Raw genomic sequence first — 17391 nt, 5'->3', positions numbered from 1 at the left:
GACAAATTGGAGTGATTGATTTATGTTGAACCTGAAAAAAATACTGCAGCTTGTGATAGCAAGTTGTGTGCTGGCGGTTCTCGCCGGTTGTGGTGGTGGCAGCGACTCGGTGGAAACCGGTAAAGTGCTGTTAACCTGTAATGTGCCACAGGTACCCAACTCTGCAGGCACCGCCTGCGTGGCGCCGAAACCAATTAAATGCCCGGCGCCAACAGTGCCGGATGCCAAAAACGAAAGTTGTGTAATTGGCGTTGACCCGACAGCGCCGGCACCGGTGGTGATGGCTGGCCCTGGTCAGGCGGTGTTGTTTTATAAACGCGCTGATGGCAACTATGATGGCTACAAGTTACATACTTGGAACGATGAAACTTGTTCCGCTTATGCCCCTTCTTCTATTGCCGCTGGCTGGGCTGACGGTTTGGTTCGCAATGGTGTTGATCCTAACTACGGCGCTTATTGGTTATTGAATCTGCTGGAAGGTGTCGGCACTAAGGCAACTGATTGTGGTAATTTTATTATCCACATTGGCACCGATGACGCCGGAAAAGAGCTCGGTGGCGGTAATATGAAACTTGGTATGGGGCCAAAAGACGTCGCTAAATTCTCGCGTATGGGTTGGACTTTCTCTGGCGTCGCTTCGGTGTTTGATTACCCGTTGGTGTCATTGGGCGTACAAATCAGTGATAGCGCCGCGCATTGGCTGGATACCGGTACTTTTGTCTGGAAGGCGGCAACCACGGGCAGCAGCAAAATCAAATTGCACAGTTCTGCTGCAGCCGACTTAGCAATCGACAGCGACACCCTGACCATCAATGGTGACAGTGTCGAACTGACTCCAACCGCATTAACCGATGAGCAAAAAGCCAAGGTGCCGCATTTAGCCACTTGGCCGGCCTACAAAACTACCGTCACCGCTGATCAGGCAAAAAACCTGGTCAAAAACCAGCTGGTGCTGGCAGCTTATGATTCTGCCAATAAACTAACCTCTGCATCGCATGTGCAGGCAGCAAAAGTGCTGGACGATTTGTATACCAAAGCCGCCAACGATGCGGATGAAGCGGTGTTGGGCGTGGTGTACGAAGGCAGCAATATCAAAACATCAGTCTGGGCACCAACGGCGCGCAGTGTAAACCTGAAAGTGTATAACGCAGCAAAAACCCTGACCGCAACTCATGCCATGACCGTGAACGCGGCAACGGGCGTTTGGAGTTACAGCGGTGCAGCAGCGGGTTTAAATCGCAGTTTTTACCGTTTTGAGTTGCAGGTGTATCACCCGCTGACCAAAAAAGTTGAAACAGTGCTCGCTACTGACCCGTACTCAGTGAATACCGCCACCAATGGCCGTTACAGCCAGTTTGTCAATTTAGCCGACGCTGATACCAAACCGGCCAACTGGGATAGCCATGAAGTACCAGCGGCAGGTAATCCGGAAGATATCGTGATTTATGAAGGTCATATCCGTGATTTCAGCGTTCGCGATATGTCGGTGACTGCTGCCAATCGTGGTAAGTATCTGGCCTTTACTGAACTGGACTCGGCGCCGGTGCAGCACTTAAAAACTTTGGCTGACAATGGTTTAACCCATTTTCATATGCTCCCTGCGACCGATATGGCAACCGTCAATGAAGATGCCACTAAACGGGTCGATCTGAACAATACGGTAGCTGATCTTTGTAAAATCAATGCGACTGCACCGGTTTGTCTGATGAACGCGACGACCAAACTGGAAGATGTGATGAAGGGTTACCAGAACTCTGGTGAAAATGCTCAGGCGTTAGCGCAAGCGATGCGCGGTACTGACAGTTTCAACTGGGGTTATGATCCACATCATTTTAATGTGCCGGAAGGTTCTTACGCTTCAACGCCAGAAGGTGTGGCGCGGGTAAAAGAAATGCGGGCGATGAACCAGGCGCTGCATGCTATTGGCCTGCGTGTGGTGCTGGACGTGGTGTACAACCACACCAGCTCATCGGGTTTATTTGATAACTCAGTATTCGACAAAATTGTTCCGGGCTATTACCACCGCTATAACCCGGTCAGTGGCTTGATTGAGCGTTCAACTTGCTGCGAAAATACCGCCACCGAACATGCGATGATGCGCAAGTTTGTCAGTGACTCGCTGGTGACCTTGGCCAAAGAGTACAAGTTTGACGGCTTCCGGTTTGACATTATGGGCCACCATCCAAAAGCCGATATCCTGGCGGCGCGTGAAGCAGTGAAAGCGGTAGATGCGGATACTTACTTCTACGGTGAAGGCTGGAACTTTGGTGAAGTGGCTAACGACGCCCGTTTTGTGCAAGCACGCCAGGCCAATCTGGCTGGTACCGAAGTAGGTAGTTTTAACGACCGTATCCGTGATTCGGTGCGCAGTGCCGCCTTGTTTGCGAATGATCCGGACGTGGGTAATCTGCAACAGCAAAACTTTGTTGAAATCGGCATGGCCGGTACTTTAAAAGACTTTGTCTTTAAAGATTATCGCGGCAACACCGGCACTGCCGGCGGTGTGACCTGGAATGGTCAGCCAGCAGGCTACGCCACTGATCCGGCCGACATCATTAACTATGTCTCGAAACACGATAACGAAGCCTTGTGGGATAAACTGCAGCTGGAACTTGATTCGGGTGTCAGTATTGAGAACCGGGTGCGTATTCACAATATTTCACTGGCCATCCCATTGTTAAGTCAGGGGATTCCGTTCCTGCAAATGGGCGATGATTTACTGCGTTCGAAATCGATGGATCGCAACAGCTACGACGCTGGCGACTGGTTTAACTTTGTAGATTTCACCAAGCAAAGCAACAACTGGAACGTCGGTTTACCGCTGGCGCAGGACAATCAGGCGTCATGGGAAATTATTAAACCCATTGCTAACAACCCAAATACCGCTGCAGCACCACAAAATATTGGCTTTGCGACCGATGTGTTTAATGAGTTTTTGCAAATTCGCAGCTCAAATTCGCTGTTCCGCCTGACCACTGGCACTGATGTGATGGCGCGGGTTGGTTTCCATAATATCGGCAAAACTATGACTCAGGGTTTGATCGTGCTGAGCATCGACGATGGTGTGGGTCTGGCAGATCTTGATTCGGCCCATGATGCAGTGGTGGTGGTCGTCAATGGCACCAACGCTGAGAAAACCCATAAAGTTCCTACTGCACAAGGTTTTGAGTTACATCAGGTGTTACAAGACTCAGCGGACACTGTAGTCCAGGACGCACACTTTAATACCGTGGGTGCCGACGGTGAGTTTGTGGTGCCGGCTTATACCGTAGCGGTATTTGTCAAACCACAGCTGGGTGCACAAGGTGTTGGTCTGAAAGCCGATGCGACCATGGGCGCTCCGGATATTGCCCCTTACGGTTTAACCACAGTTTATGTCCGCGGTGGCATGAACGGCTGGGGTGAAGCCGATGCCTTCAGTTACGATGGCGATGGTATTTATTCAGCCAAAGTCACGGTTGCCGCAGGTAATCACGAATTTAAAGTGGCCTCCAGCGACTGGTCAACGGTCGATTTTGGCGCGAAAGCTGGTGAGCAGGATGTGATTTTCGGCACACCACAAACACTGGCAAAATCGGGTCCTAACTTAAAAGGTAACTTTGCCACCACATCCAGCTATGTGTTCAAATTGGATGCGACAGTGGCAACAGCTCCAGTGCTGACAGTCAGTGAATACGTGCCTTATGGCAGCACCAAAGTATTCCTGCGTGGTGGTATGAACGGCTGGGGCGAAAGTGATCCATTTGTCTACAACGGTTCAGGCCAATACAGTGTGCAACTGAATCTGGCGGCCGGTAACTATGAGTTCAAAGTTGCTTCCAGTGACTGGGCAACAGTCGACTTCGGCGGCGGCGCTGATGGGCAGGATGTGGCGCTGAATACCGACAAAGTCCTTGCTAAATCTGGGCCTAATCTGAAAATCAGCATCGCCGATGCAGCGGCTTACAAGTTTGCAGTCAACGCCAACGACAGCGCGGCACCGGTGTTGAAAGTGAATAAGGTGGAGTAGTTGTACCTTTGTTCGATTTAAAGTGATGCAAAAGCCAGACTTCGGTCTGGCTTTTTTATGGAGTGATTTTGACGTCGTGATTGAAAGACTGGACTTGAAAATTAGCAACTTGCATTGCATTAACAAAGCGTTGCGATTTAAAAGCAGTAACGTAGTATGCGATCTTATTTCTTACGCCTGTCTTGTTCACGGAATGATATTGATGATGCATTTGATTGAAATTCAAGTTGTTGACTTATTTTTGCGATTTGCAGCGGTTGGCCAGTTGGGGCTATTAATTGCTTTTTTTAGTCGAAATATCACCGCGCTTTCGGCGGCAAATATTACTGTAACCTTATGTGTTATTTGCTATGTATTGCTTACCGCACCCATTGGCAATAGTCACTATGGTGGATTTCGCCATGTGTTGCTGCTGTTTACCGATTTAACCCCATTTGCCACGGTTTGGTATGCATTGGGGCATCTGAACCCTCAGTTTAAATTGGATAGGATACCTAAATGGATACTTACCGTCGTACTGCTTTGGCTGGGATGGCTAGTGTATTTCTTTTTGGTATTGGGCGGGCGCGGCATGTTCCACGACTTCAATCATGCTTTGGGTGTGATGTTGTTATGCTACGTGATCTACCTTTGTATTTCCGAGTTTAACGGTGATTTAGATAACGAAAGGCGCAACACCCGGGTCATGTTGGTTGCCTTGTGCTCGTTATACATGATTGGCTTGGTGATATTCGAGTTTACCTTAAAGAGCGTGCGGGATAGCTGGCAATTTAGTTTAGTGAATTCACTAATGATTTTTTCAGCGGTGTTTTTAGTTTGTGCAAAAGAGATGTTTTCCCGGTTTGAGATACTGGCACCACAGCCCCTTGTCGCAGCGCAAGCACATGCTGAGCACAACAATCAATTATCAACTGCAAAAGTCCGCCAAATGTTGCCAGGCCAAACAGAAAATCTAGAGCGTTTGATGGCGCAAGGCGCGTTTTTAGAAACGGACTTAACGGTTAATAACCTCGCCAGGCAGCTGGGATTACCTGCGCATCAACTGCGGCATTTGATCAATCAGCAATTGGGTTTTAGCAACTTCTCCGACTTTTTAAACAGCTATCGCATACCTTGGGTATGTGAACAATTGGCAGATGCGTCGAAGCGGCACCTGCCCATTTTGACCTTGGCGTTAGAGGCAGGATATGGCTCAATTGCCCCCTTTAACCGGGCTTTTAAAACGAAAATGGGGTTAACGCCGACCGAATATCGTGATCAATTTTAAAAATGATCAGGTATTTTCAGTTCTAACAAGACGAGAGCGCGGTCATTGCTTGTAATGGACGTCCTTATTTTTAATTGGACGTTTTTATGAAAAAAATTCTGCTCGCAACTACGGTCTTTGTCCTTGTTCCACTGATGTATGTCTGTGTACCGATATACCAGGGTCTCGCCCATAAGGGTATGTTGCCTATGGTTGGATGGGATTATCAGACCTGGCCAACTGAACAACCGACAACGCAGCAAGTCAACGACAACAGATTTAAAACGTCCGGGTTACAAGCGCTCAATTTGTTGAAAGAACAACAAAAGGCGGTGTCCGCACCCGGTTATACAGCCGCAGTGGCAATCAACGGCAATATTGTATGGGCAGGCAGTGTTGGCTGGGCAGATATTGCCAATAAAATAAAAATGACCACCGATACACAACTGCGTATCGGCAGTACCTCAAAAGCGCTCACGTCGGCCGGATTGGCTCGATTAGTGGCAGCGAATAAGTTGAATTTAGACGCTCCATTGACTGAATATTTTGACTCACTGCCTCATCCTGATTGGCACAATATGACCGCCCGGCAATTAGCCTCACACATGGCAGGAATGCCCCATTATGATGAAAATACAGATATTTTAGGTTTGCTTGAAACCGTAAGTGCCCAGACCCACTACCCCAATGTGTTGGATGCAATGACCTTGTTTGATGAAAGCGACCTGTTGTATCCGCCAGGAGAGCAGTTTAGTTATGCCAGCTTGGGTACTGTGTTGTTGAGCGTGCTGATCCAAATAAAAGCTGAGCAACCTTATCAGGATTTTATCAAGCAGGCGGTTTTAGCGCCGCTCAATATGAACGAAACCAACACCGGCTCACCGGATGATGTTGGTGCCCAGATGGCGACATCTTATTGGCAAGACGAGCAACAACCAACCCGGCTCAAACCTTGGTATGAACTCGATCTGAGTCACCGTCTGGCAGCGGGCGGTTGGGTATCCACCTCAAAAAACCTGGTTCAGCTAGGGCAAGGCTTTTTGGACGATAGCTTTATCCCGCAAGAAGTAAGAGACACTTTTTGGACACCGCAACGACTCAATAATGGCACAACGAATCGGCAAAACTATGGCATTGGTTGGCGCATTAATGACCTGGATTTAGGTGAAGGTTACAAAACGATGAAATATATCCATCACGGCGGCGAGACTGCCGGCGCTCAGAGTTTTTTGATGGTTATTCCTGAATACAAACTCTCTATCGCCGTAAATACCAATGTTAAAACCGAGGCGAACTTTGGTGCAGTAGCATTCGACATCGCCAAAGTGTTTATCGCCGAACTGGAAAAATAAAAATAGCGCTCTGTAAAATAACGATTTGCTGAATGTAATTTTATTTGCATATACCCACGTTTGGCGATCGCGCGATCAGGTAATTCAGCAGGTAATTCGGTGGTAATTTTGGATAGCCATTAATTTGAAAAGTGGCTGTCCTTTTTTGTCCTCGATTTATTTGCTTATGCATTGATATTTTTTTTGATAAATTTTTGATATTCGCTGCAATGGCCGAGCAAGCCATTGCACGCTTTGCACAATTTGTTAGCTTGAACCCAGTAAACCACTTTGTGCAGCTCAGATCACTCGTAAGCAAAGGCGCCTTCATCCGCGCTTTTTTTGGCAGTGAAAATGACAACGTTGTCAAAGGTGATTTACCGCGGTGTATCGTCTATTGGGTTCAACTTTCGGAGAGTTCATATGAAAAATTTAGTGCTTATCGGTTTGGTTGCGTTGTCAGCCTTTGGCATGACTGCAGTTTCGACGATTGCTGTTGCTCAACCGGTCGCACAAACGACCACTTGCCAGTGGCAGTTTGATTATAGTGAAAGGGTTGGCAGTCAGCACAACTACACGGTATTGGACTGGTATCGTTCGAATGGAGCCTGCGGCTATAGTCGCAAAGCGTACAACCACAGAACCAGCAGCTGGATGTACTTCTGAGGTCTTCAGCTGTGCTGATCGGGCAGGGGATTAATTAAACGGGATTAATTGAGGACATCCACAAATTAAAAATTGTGGCTGTCCGTATTTCTCCAAGGACGTGGCGCTTAATATCGACAATGTCCATGCTAAATCTGGGCCTAATCTGAAAATCAGCATCGCCGATGCAGCGGCTTACAAGTTTGCCGTGAACGCGAACGACAGTGCGGCACCGGTATTGAAAGTGAGTAAGGTGGAGAAGTTGTACCTTTGTTCGATTTAAAGTGATGCAAAAGCCAGACTTCGGTCTGGTTTTTTTTATGGTGCGCCGGGCATAGCGTAGGGCTTTGATGGGTGCTCTCGAGCACAAGAGTGACCTTTTTGTCGTGCAGATGACAAAAAAGTGAACTATTTGTGGTTAAAATTTGATCTTTTATAAATATGAGAATATATCTTGGATGCGTTCTGATAATAATTAACAGGAGGACATGATGAAAACGCAAACAAGACAAAAGATCCGGGTTGGCAGCTTAATGCTGACTTTATTGACGGTTGCGATGCTGCCGGGCGCAGTGAATGCAAAGACCGTCAGTGCTGGCCCAGAAATCGAGCCACATGTGGTTGGTGGTAGTGAAACGACTCCAAATTCAAGACCTTACCAGGTGGCGTTATTAATGAATGGCCGGCAAGGCTGTGGCGGCACCTTGATTAGCCCGGAGTGGGTGCTAACAGCAGCACATTGTTTGGATAGCGCTTCGACCAGCACCCTGACGGTGCAGGTCGGGGCTCATAGTATTAGTCGGCGTGACGGACAAAATCTGCGGGTCAGCCAGATCATCAAACATGAAAACTGGCGCGGAGCACAAGGTATTCAGTCTGGCTGGGATATTGCGGTGTTACGGCTGGCGACCCCTGCGGCAGGGGCCGTAACCCCGGCGGTGTTGCCAACAGTGGCGCTAGAAAATCAGCTGGCAGCTGTCGGACGTGCAGTGACTGTTTCTGGCTGGGGTTTGACCCGTAATCAGGGCAGCCCGAGTGATGTATTGCGGGAAGTAAATTTGCCGGTGATCAGTAACTCAAGTTGTAGTAGCGAACTGCGCACCAGCTTACCTGCCTCAGTGATTTGTGGTGGTGGCAGTGGCGGGGTTTCCGCTTGTAATGGTGACAGCGGCGGTCCTTATGCCGTAAGTTCAGCTGGCAAATTTTACAGTATTGGGACCGTTAGCTGGGGCAACGCCTGCTCGGGCGCCACAGTGTTTACCCGGACCAGCAGCTACTTAAGCTGGATTGAGCAAAAAACCGGCGTTAAACCGGATGGCGGAGGAGGGATCGATCAAAAACCGGTGGCACGGTTTACCGCCAGCGTGAATGGTTTGAATGTCAGTTTCAGCGATGCGTCCACCGATGACAAAGGGATCCGCAGCTGGTCGTGGAATTTTGGTGATGGTAGTGCGTCATCTAATCAAAGTTCGCCTTCGTATAGTTACAGCGCCGATGGAAGCTATAACGTGACCCTGACGGTCACAGACACTGCGAATCAGACGCACGCTGTGTCGCAACTGGTGCAGGTACGCGCTGACGGTGATCCAACCGGTTGCGAAGGTCTGTCTGCCTGGAATGCCAGTACGGCTTACCAGTTGCGGGATCTGGTCAGTTATCAGCAGAAAAAATATCAGGCCAGTTGGTGGTCGACCGGAGCGCGGCCGGACCTGTATGCCAATGTCTGGACCTTGTTGGGTAATTGTGCAGATGGTGGGAATACGGCTCCGGTGGCCGACTTTAGCTTTGTCGCTAATAAGCTGAATGTCAGCTTCAGTGACCGTAGTACTGATGATTCGGCAGTCGTGAGCTGGTTATGGCAGTTTGGTAACGGCAGCAGTTCGACGCAGCCATCGCCGACCACCAGCTATGCTCAGGCTGGCAGTTACAAGGTTCAATTAACGGTGAAAGATGCGGCAGGCCTGAGCCACACTGCGAGTAAAACGGTGATTGTGACCTCAGGGGATACTGGCGGTAATTGCGCCGGATTGCCGGTCTGGAGCAGCACTGCGGTTTATAATGCCGGTGTCAGTGTACAGCACAGTGGCAGTAAATATACTGCCCGCTGGTGGAGTCAGGGCCAGGACCCGTCCACTAATGCCGGGCCATGGCAGGTTTGGGAGGCGTTGGGCTCTTGTCAATAACAGTGATTTGCTGAACGCCCCATGCAAAAAAGCTACGGGTGAACTGCAGCCGACAACGCCAGTGATCTGACCGGGGGTCAGCACTGGCGTTCATCTTTCTTCCCTAAAGTGCTTTGTGGTAAGGTAAAACGCTGTGTTATTGGGTCACAATTTTCTATGTCTTTGTCATCTCAAGAATTAGATCAACTGGAACAGGCAGGCAAACAGATCGGCGACGGATTACAACAACTACTGTTAGTAAGTCCACCTTCGGCCCGGACGATCAGTGGCATGGCTAAATGGCTTGGTTATCACAAATCAAATTGTCAGCGCATTCTGCAAGCGACACAAAAAGCGCAGCATGGTCTTGAAGTGTTGTGTCAGTTGCCTGGCATGGCCAGCCTGGAAGAATTTCTGCAACTGCTGCGACACAAAGCCTTACCGGAAACCTTGATTACCGCGCTGGAGCAACAAATCCGACAATGGGCAGAATTGTTTGCGTTGCATTTTCGCAGCCATGCGGATGTCAAAAGGACGTTGGCCGAAGCAATGGCGGTCGCTGAATCAGCACCGGCGCCTGACCGACTGTTGTTACGGCAACAACATTTCGTCAGTTCTAAAGCGCTGATTGGCAGTAGTATTGATGTGGTCTTTGCCTGTTATCTGCTCACTGAAAGTGAGAAAAACCCCGAGTTTCTGCAGGAAATTGCGCTGATTTCGAAGAAAAACTTCTGCCGAAGCGCTGAAGCTCCACCCTTTGTCCAATTTTATACCCATCCACATCCGGCCCATTTCGATCGGCCGCTGGATATTACCGCTGCTTCCCGTATCGATACCGCTCAATTTCAGATTGGCGTGGTGCAGCCATATTCTTCCCCGGGTTTTCTGGCACAGTATCGCAGTTATTCGGCCAGTAATTCCGGCATTGTATTTGCTGATGACGGGGTCGGTGTGCCGCTGGATGCCACTTTTTTATTCAGCAATCCGGATGAGCTGGTCAATCCGCTGAGTCATCAAAGCCGCTGCAGTTCAACCAGCATTTCCATTAAAACACCCACCAAAAAACTGGTGATGGCGGTCTTTCTCGAGAAAAAAATTGATATGCGCAGCTCGGTGAATGTCGGTTGTTATTCTGGTAATCAAAAGGTGGAAGAGGGAAAATTGCGACCCGACGACATGTGGACTGAATTGCTGCCGGATTATCCGGATCTCAGCATTTTACATACCGCATCATCACAGGTGAAAACCGTTGATGAGGTGCCGGTTGGCGAAATGACCGATTTTATGTTCCGTTTTGCTGGGTTGAATAAAGCTGATTTTATCTGTTATTTCATGACCATCGACTATCCAATCTGGTCGTCGACCTATCGTATTTACTTTCAGCACAGCTACGTATAAATCGAGGCCCTCATTGAGCAGTAGTTCCACTTTGAATTAAAACAAAAGCCAGACTTCGATCTGGCTTTTGTTTCATCAGAATAATTGGCTCTCTCCATCTGCGAACCGACAAAGCTGACAACTCAAGCAACCGGCACTAGTTTGCTGGCGCAATATCTTTAATATCGACATGACCTTTGCCGCGATTTTCGTACGGAGCGAGAAATTTCGAAACTTTGTGTGCTTGTTCGGCCCGAGCGAACGCTGCAAGCGGCAGACCATTGCACACAACTTTATCAACAGCAGTATTCACACCGATGCGGTATTCTTTTAGTGTTTTATAAAGGCTTAAGCGATCGTCCTGGCTGGTTTCGGTACAAACAGCCACCAACGCCTCATAAACAATAGGTGTAAATTCATGTTTTTCAGAGTTCGCCTGCACAGCGCCACTTCCTACGATCATTGCTGCAAGTACTATCAGTTTAGCGTTCATTATCAGAGCCTCTTTTTACTGTAACCCCCTTGGTCACAGGCGTATTTTGTACATATGGCACCTATTTGCCAGTTTGGATGGGGTTAGCGGATGGTAGCTTGTGACTAAGTGACCAGCAGTGCTTTTTTAGGGACGAATAGAACCTGAAAATCCGAATAAATGAGGTGGCTGTCCTGGCTTCTCACGCAAGGACATCGACGAAAAAACGCTCCCGGCATTTTCGTCATACCGTCCGTCCATGGACATCGACGAAAAAACGCTCCCGGCATTTTCGTCATACCGTCCGTCCATGGACATCGACGAAAAAACGCTCCCGGCATTTTCGTCATACCGTCCGTCCATGGACATAAAAAAGCCGGGCAATAGCCCGGCTCATCAGTTCAAACAACTAACAGCAAAAATCAATTCACTGCAGTTTTTAAACCACGGCGGATCAGTAGTGCGTCAGTGGTTGGTTCCTGACCACGGAAGTTTTTATAAGCTTCCATTGGCGGCAGGGTGTTCCCGACAGAAAGAATGTGTTTGCGGTAATTCTGACCGTTTTCCAGCTTCAGACCACCTTGCGATTGCACATAAGCAAAGGCGTCAGCTGCCAGAATTTCTGACCACATATAAGCGTAATAACCGGCTGAATAACCGCCGCCAATCGAGTGGCTGAAGAAGGTTGATTTGTAGCGTGGTGGCACGGCAGCAATATCAACGCCATGTTTTTTCAGGGCTTCGGCTTCAAATTTTTCCACATCTTGCAATGGAGCATCGGCTTTTAACGCGTGCCATTCCATATCGACCAACGCAGCGGCTAAGTATTCCAGCGTATCAAAACCCTGGTTAAAGCTGCGTGATTTCATGATTTTCGCCAGCAATTCGGCTGGAATTGGCTCACCGGTTTTATAGTGTTTGGCGTAGTTGGCAATCACTTGCGGGTAAGCTGCCCAGTCTTCCTGGAAGGTCGATGGGAATTCAACGAAATCGCGTGATACTGAAGTACCAGCTAAAGTTGGGTATTTCACTGCGGAGAACATGCCGTGCAGCGCGTGGCCAAATTCGTGGAACATGGTGGTCACGTTGTCATAGCTGACCAGCGTTGGTTCGCCAGCCGGGCCTTTTGGAATATTCATCACGTTGACGATCACTGGCTTGGTGCCGATTAAGCCACTTTGATCAACAAATGAGCTCATCCAGGCGCCACCACGTTTACCTTCGCGGGCGAAGTAGTCAGCGTAAAACAGGCCAATGCTGCTGCCGTCGGCATCAAACACTTCGTACGCTTTGACGTCCGGGTGGTAGCCTGGCAAATCTGGTCTTGGTTTCATGGTGATGCCAAACAGTTTGTTCATGGTGAAGAACACACCGTCTTGCAGGACCCGCTCAAATTCGAAGTATTGTTTGACTTCGTTTTCGTCTAAATCAAATTTCGCTTTACGCACTTTCTCAGCGTAAAACTCCCAGTCCCACGGTTGCAGTTCAAAATCACCGCCAGTGGATTTGATCATTTCCTGAATGGCAGCGGCTTCCAGTTTGGTGTTTGCAACCACGGCTGGCGCCATGCCACCTAACATCGACAGTACCGCCTGTGGTTTTTGCGCCATGGCTTGTTCCAGCTGGTAATCAGCCCAGCTGTCGTATCCTAGCAGCTGCGCACGTTCAGCCCGGATTTGCGCCAGACGTGACACTATCGGCCGGTTATCAGTTTCGCCTGTTGTGCCACGGTAAGCCGAAGCTTCCCAGATTTGTTTACGCAGTTCACGGTTTTCCAGGACTGACAGCACCGGCTGGCGGGTGGTGTTGGTCAGGGCAACGATAAACTTACCTTCTTTACCAGCGGCTTTGGCGCCTTCAGCGGCAGCGGTAATTTCAGCATCTGACATACCGGCTAACTGTTCTTTGCTGTCAACAAACACGGCGATGTCTTTGGTGATTTGCAGCAAATTCTGCCCGAATTGATTAGTAAGCTTTGAATGCTCTTCGTTTAAGGCGCGGATTTTGGTTTTTTGCTCGTCAGTTAATTTGGCGCCGGCGCGGACAAAACGGTCGTAATACACTTCGGTTAAACGCAGCGCTTCAGCGTCCAGATTCAGGTTAGCGCGATTGGCGTAAATGGCCTGTATCCGGGCAAACAAAGTAGGGTTTAAGTTGATATTGTCGCCATGCGCAGCCAGTTTTGGTGCCATCGCTGATTGAATTTTCAGAATTTCCGGGTTGCTGATAGTACCGGTCATGTTGAAGAATACGGTTGATGCACGATCCAGCAGTTCACCACTTTTTTCCATCGCCACAATGGTATTTTCAAAAGTGGCAGCTTCGGTATTGTTGGCAATCTTTTCAATTTCAGCAGTGTGTTCGACGATGCCTTGTTCCATCGCAGGCTGATAATGTTCAACCTTGATTTTGTCGAATTCCGGCGCGCCATATTGCAAGGTGCTAGCGACCAATAATGGATTTGTTGCTGCCACTGGTGTTTGCTCCGCTGTCACTTCGGCGGCAGGTGCTGCAGCCTGAGTCGTTTCTTGTTGCGCTGGTGCGCTGTTATCGGTACAGGCGCTTAACGCCAATACTGCAGCGACTGCGGTCGCTACCATCGTTTTATTCATGAATTTTTCCTTTGAGTGTGCGGAACCAGGGAGGTTAACTGACCGAGTATGCCAAAGCCGTTCCGGCTGTCACCGGCATTTTCTGCCAGTGGTGGTTTTGCTGCGTTAAATCACCTTTTTCTGATGTAATAGCGTACCGATGTCAGCCATACTCAATACCATTGAGCAGCAACGCGCACCGGATGGCCTGACATTTTCCGGTGCTGCCGGGGCGTTTTTTTACGGTTGCTACGCTGTTTTCCGGTTGAAATCAGTTGGCGCTGTTACCAAAATTTGCTGCAGAAGCTATGCTCAACGAGCTGCTGCAATGATGCGGGCAGTTGCTTTGTGACGACCGCACAAACGGCATCCGCCAGAATCCTGAGGACATTTATGTACAGTATCACTGAAGTTCCGTTGACAAATCCGGCTTTGATGGCGCTGTTTGGGGCTTTATCGGAAGCGCTGGGCAAAACCGAACCTGAACCACAACTACAGCAAACACCACAAAGTGGCCTGTTGATTGCGGTCGTTGCCTGGCACGATGGCAAGGCGGTCGGTTGTGGATTGCTGCGGCAGGAGGATCCGCAGCAGGCTGAAATTAAACGCATGTATTCGTTGCAACCGGGCGTAGGCTCCGCGGTGTTGTTATATTTGGAGAATTACGCCAGGCAACAGGGTTTTCAGAAAGTACTGGCGGCTGCCCGCATTATTAACTGCAAAGCAGTTAACTTTTACCTGCATAAAGGTTTTAAAAAATGCCCCGGATATGGCAAATACCGGTACAGTTCGCAGTCAATTTGCCTGGAAAAGTCGTTAGTTGCGGCCTGCGCATGACCTTCGGTCTTGACCATGACAACGCATAAGCGGCAGTTGCATCTGCAACATCGCCAGCAAGGATCCTTTACCGGTTTATTGCTTAGTACCGTATTGATTGCGGCAGTGATTATTGCCCTGAATAGCCTCGCTGTCCTGAGTTACCAGCAAGAAGTCCCGGCAAAAACGGTCAGCATCATGATGCTGGACGATCAGGCGGTACAAACACCGCAGCAAGCGCTGCAACAAGCAGCAGTACAATGGCAACCATTACTGGATAAAGGTCGGCAACTTGGTTACCACCGGGGCAGTTTGTGGTTTAAGCTGCAGTTTGAACCCGACGCCAATTTTGCGCTGGAGCTGGCCGCGCCTTATCTTGATGATGTGCAATTTTATGTGCTGAACGCCAATGGTGATGTGGTGCATGAAGTACACACCGGCGATCAGTTGCCTTTTGCGCAGCGTCCGCTGGCCAGTAGTTCTTTGTTGTTCCCCATTCAACCCGACTGGATCAACGAGTCCTATCAGTATCTGTTCCGGCTTGAAAATAGCGGCGCTATCGTTTTCCCATTACATTACCTGGCTCGTGACCAACAATTGGCGCTGTTACAGCAACGTAATGTATTACATGGTTTTTTTCTGGGGCTGATGGTGTTTGCCAGTTTGCTGGCGGTACTGCTGGCGCTGGTGACACAGCAACATAGTTATGCCCTGTTCAGTGCTTTATTGCTCTGTATTGCAGCGGTACAGGCGGAAGTGAATGGCTTTAGTTTTCAGTGGTTATGGCCGAAAAATCCAGGGCTGAATCATCTGGTGGAATGGGGGTTACCACTCGCGGTGTTATGTTGTTGTGGTTTTGTCCGCAGCTTTTTCCAATTACAGCCGCCGTCACGCCTGCGGTTGATGTTGTTACTGATCGAGCTGGCAGCAGTATTATTGCTGATGGCGACAGTCGTCTGCCAGCTGTTGGCGCAGCCGGTGGTGCTGGGGTATCTGAAACAAAGTGCGGTCTATCTGATGCAGCTGTGTGTGCTGGCCAGTGTGATTACCGGGCTGGTGATGCTACGCCAACAACCCAGACGCGCCGTGGTATTTTTGCTGCCGATGTCGGTGCTGCTCGGCAGTATTGTATTGGCGGTGCTGCGGGTGCTTGGCATTTTATCCGAATCAGCGCTAACGCTGATTGCGCTGGAACTTGGCACTACGCTCGCTGCTATTTTGATGGTTAGCAGTCTGCTGGTGGAGATTTACCTGGAAAAGGCCGCTATTGCGCGCACGCAGCAGTTGTTGCTTGACCGTAACCTGCAATTGTCGCAGTTGCAGCAACAGGAAATTCAGCGCAGTAAAATCTCGGCCTTTTATGGTCTGGGTTCGCGGCTGGTGTTAACTGAACTTCTGAACAATCAACTCGCTCATCCTAATCTGCATTACCGTTTATTATTGATTGAATTACAAAGCTTTGATCAGATTGAAGCTGTACTGGGCCAGCAAAAAACTGCCGAAATTCTGCAGGCTTATATCAGTCAGCTACAGACATTCTGCAAGCAACGGGCGCCGGCTGTTGTTAGTTTAGGGCCTGCGTCACATGAAACTTTGTTTTCATTAAGCCCGGACAAACTAGCGCTGTTGGTGCTGGAGCAAGATTTTGTGGTGGTGCTGACCGGTCTGCGTAAGTTAATGAACCAGAAATTCAGTCTCGATGGTATTTCACCTGACTTTAAGCCAAGGTACGCCTCGGTCGCGGTCAACCGCACTTATGGGGACGACGCCGAGGCTTTGCTGGCGCATGGATTACTGGCGCTGACTTATGTGGAGAAAACCGCCAGTCACCGCTCGTATCAGCCACAACTTGCTGCGGAAAGCCGGCAGCGGCTGACGCTGATCAGCGAACTGGCTAAAGCTACCCAAAGTCAGCAGCTGAATTTGTTATTTCAACCGGTGCAGGACATCGCCACGCAACAAGCCAGTTCACTGGAAGCCTTTTTGCGCTGGCAACATCCAACGTTAGGGGCGGTGTCACCGGCGGTATTTATTCCGTTGGCGGAAGAAGCTGGCCTGATGAACAATTTAACGGCCTGGGTCTACAGCCAGGCACGCAAAAGTCAGAATCAGTTGTTTGGATTGGGGTTTGCGTTGCCGGTATCGATCAATTTGTCAGCGCAGGATTTGGCTAATAGTCAGCTTATCCAGACCATTTTGCAGCATGAGCAAAAGTACCCCAAAGCGCAACGGGTGAAGTTTGAGCTGGCAGAAAGTGCAATGAACCTGGATACCCCGGCATCGCAACGTTCACTGGAACAGATTAAAAAAAGTGGCACTGTGCTGGTCATGGACGACTTTGGTGCTGGCCAGTCGTTTATCGGCAAATTGGCGAGCTTACCGATCAGCGAAATTAAAATTGATATGGCGCTGCTCAGCATGCTTGGTACACAAAAAGAAATGCTGCTGGCGGCGGCAATCAAACTGGGCAAAAGTCTTGATCTGACCGTGATTTGTGAAGGTGTTGAGCATCAGAAACAATATGATTTTTTAACTCTGCACAATGCCGATGCGGTGCAGGGTTATCTGGTTGCCAGACCCATGCCGCTGGATGATTTAATTGCATATTTAACTGCGCAGCAGCAACAGGTACCGGACAATGCGGATGAGGTCGTTGCGCAGACGGGGCAAGCCTGATTGTTCGTTGGTATCTGCGGTTTTTGTGTGGTGCCGACGGGCATTGTGCTGCACCCTCTATCCGCT

Annotated in this window: 10 protein-coding genes; 8 read left to right on the top strand and 2 right to left on the bottom strand. The window is 49.3% G+C overall.

Annotated features, from left to right (window positions below):
• Window positions 1-22 precede the first annotated feature (22 nt).
• From pulA to A5320_RS05960, 6 genes are all read left to right on the top strand, one after another.
• Window positions 23-4009, top strand: coding sequence for a pullulanase-type alpha-1,6-glucosidase (gene pulA, locus A5320_RS05985; protein ID WP_068062221.1), 3987 nt, complete (start codon window positions 23-25; stop codon window positions 4007-4009).
• Between the two features lie 202 nt (window positions 4010-4211).
• The gene (locus A5320_RS05980) at window positions 4212-5276 is read left to right on the top strand and encodes a helix-turn-helix domain-containing protein (protein ID WP_197489993.1); all 1065 of its coding nucleotides are present in this window, start codon (window positions 4212-4214) and stop codon (window positions 5274-5276) included.
• A gap of 86 nt (window positions 5277-5362) precedes the next feature.
• The gene (locus A5320_RS05975; RefSeq protein WP_082971558.1) at window positions 5363-6607 is read left to right on the top strand and encodes a serine hydrolase domain-containing protein; all 1245 of its coding nucleotides are present in this window, start codon (window positions 5363-5365) and stop codon (window positions 6605-6607) included.
• Between the two features lie 402 nt (window positions 6608-7009).
• Window positions 7010-7252, top strand: coding sequence for a hypothetical protein (locus A5320_RS05970; RefSeq protein WP_068062218.1), 243 nt, complete (start codon window positions 7010-7012; stop codon window positions 7250-7252).
• A 470-nt stretch (window positions 7253-7722) separates the two neighbouring features.
• Window positions 7723-9414 (top strand): trypsin-like serine protease, encoded by a 1692-nt coding sequence (locus A5320_RS05965; protein WP_068062217.1) that lies wholly within the window; start codon window positions 7723-7725, stop codon window positions 9412-9414.
• A gap of 156 nt (window positions 9415-9570) precedes the next feature.
• Window positions 9571-10791, top strand: a complete 1221-nt coding sequence (locus A5320_RS05960) for a hypothetical protein (protein WP_068062216.1) — start codon at window positions 9571-9573, stop codon at window positions 10789-10791.
• 136 nt (window positions 10792-10927) lie between these two features.
• On the opposite strand, the gene A5320_RS05955 is transcribed toward A5320_RS05960, so the two are convergent.
• A complete protein-coding gene (locus tag A5320_RS05955; protein WP_068062215.1) occupies window positions 10928-11263 on the bottom strand; it encodes a DUF3718 domain-containing protein in 336 nt (111 codons plus the stop codon).
• 401 nt (window positions 11264-11664) lie between these two features.
• Complete coding sequence (locus A5320_RS05950; protein WP_068062214.1) at window positions 11665-13854, bottom strand: M3 family metallopeptidase; 2190 nt, start codon at window positions 13852-13854, stop codon at window positions 11665-11667.
• A gap of 372 nt (window positions 13855-14226) precedes the next feature.
• Here A5320_RS05950 and A5320_RS05940 point away from each other — a divergent pair, with 372 nt between their 5' ends.
• Both A5320_RS05940 and A5320_RS05935 read left to right on the top strand, forming a co-directional pair.
• Complete coding sequence (locus A5320_RS05940) at window positions 14227-14670, top strand: GNAT family N-acetyltransferase (protein ID WP_068062212.1); 444 nt, start codon at window positions 14227-14229, stop codon at window positions 14668-14670.
• A 15-nt stretch (window positions 14671-14685) separates the two neighbouring features.
• The gene (locus tag A5320_RS05935; RefSeq protein WP_068062211.1) at window positions 14686-17325 is read left to right on the top strand and encodes an EAL domain-containing protein; all 2640 of its coding nucleotides are present in this window, start codon (window positions 14686-14688) and stop codon (window positions 17323-17325) included.
• The last annotated feature ends 66 nt before the right edge of the window (window positions 17326-17391 follow it).

Source organism: Rheinheimera sp. SA_1, assembly GCF_001669775.1.
In the GTDB taxonomy this organism is placed as follows: domain Bacteria; phylum Pseudomonadota; class Gammaproteobacteria; order Enterobacterales; family Alteromonadaceae; genus Pararheinheimera.
Note: the sequence above shows the minus strand (reverse complement) of the source record. Positions and strands in the feature narration are given on the sequence as shown.

Excerpts from the sequence above, each read along its gene's own strand:
- pulA (WP_068062221.1), top strand. The coding sequence starts at position 23 with ATGTTGAACCTGAAAAAAATACTGCAGCTTGTGATAGCAAGTTGTGTG.
- A5320_RS05980 (WP_197489993.1), top strand. The coding sequence starts at position 4,212 with ATGATGCATTTGATTGAAATTCAAGTTGTTGACTTATTTTTGCGATTT.
- A5320_RS05975 (WP_082971558.1), top strand. The coding sequence starts at position 5,363 with ATGAAAAAAATTCTGCTCGCAACTACGGTCTTTGTCCTTGTTCCACTG.
- A5320_RS05970 (WP_068062218.1), top strand. The coding sequence starts at position 7,010 with ATGAAAAATTTAGTGCTTATCGGTTTGGTTGCGTTGTCAGCCTTTGGC.
- A5320_RS05965 (WP_068062217.1), top strand. The coding sequence starts at position 7,723 with ATGAAAACGCAAACAAGACAAAAGATCCGGGTTGGCAGCTTAATGCTG.
- A5320_RS05960 (WP_068062216.1), top strand. The coding sequence starts at position 9,571 with ATGTCTTTGTCATCTCAAGAATTAGATCAACTGGAACAGGCAGGCAAA.
- A5320_RS05955 (WP_068062215.1), bottom strand. The coding sequence starts at position 11,263 with ATGAACGCTAAACTGATAGTACTTGCAGCAATGATCGTAGGAAGTGGC.
- A5320_RS05950 (WP_068062214.1), bottom strand. The coding sequence starts at position 13,854 with ATGAATAAAACGATGGTAGCGACCGCAGTCGCTGCAGTATTGGCGTTA.
- A5320_RS05940 (WP_068062212.1), top strand. The coding sequence starts at position 14,227 with ATGTACAGTATCACTGAAGTTCCGTTGACAAATCCGGCTTTGATGGCG.
- A5320_RS05935 (WP_068062211.1), top strand. The coding sequence starts at position 14,686 with ATGACAACGCATAAGCGGCAGTTGCATCTGCAACATCGCCAGCAAGGA.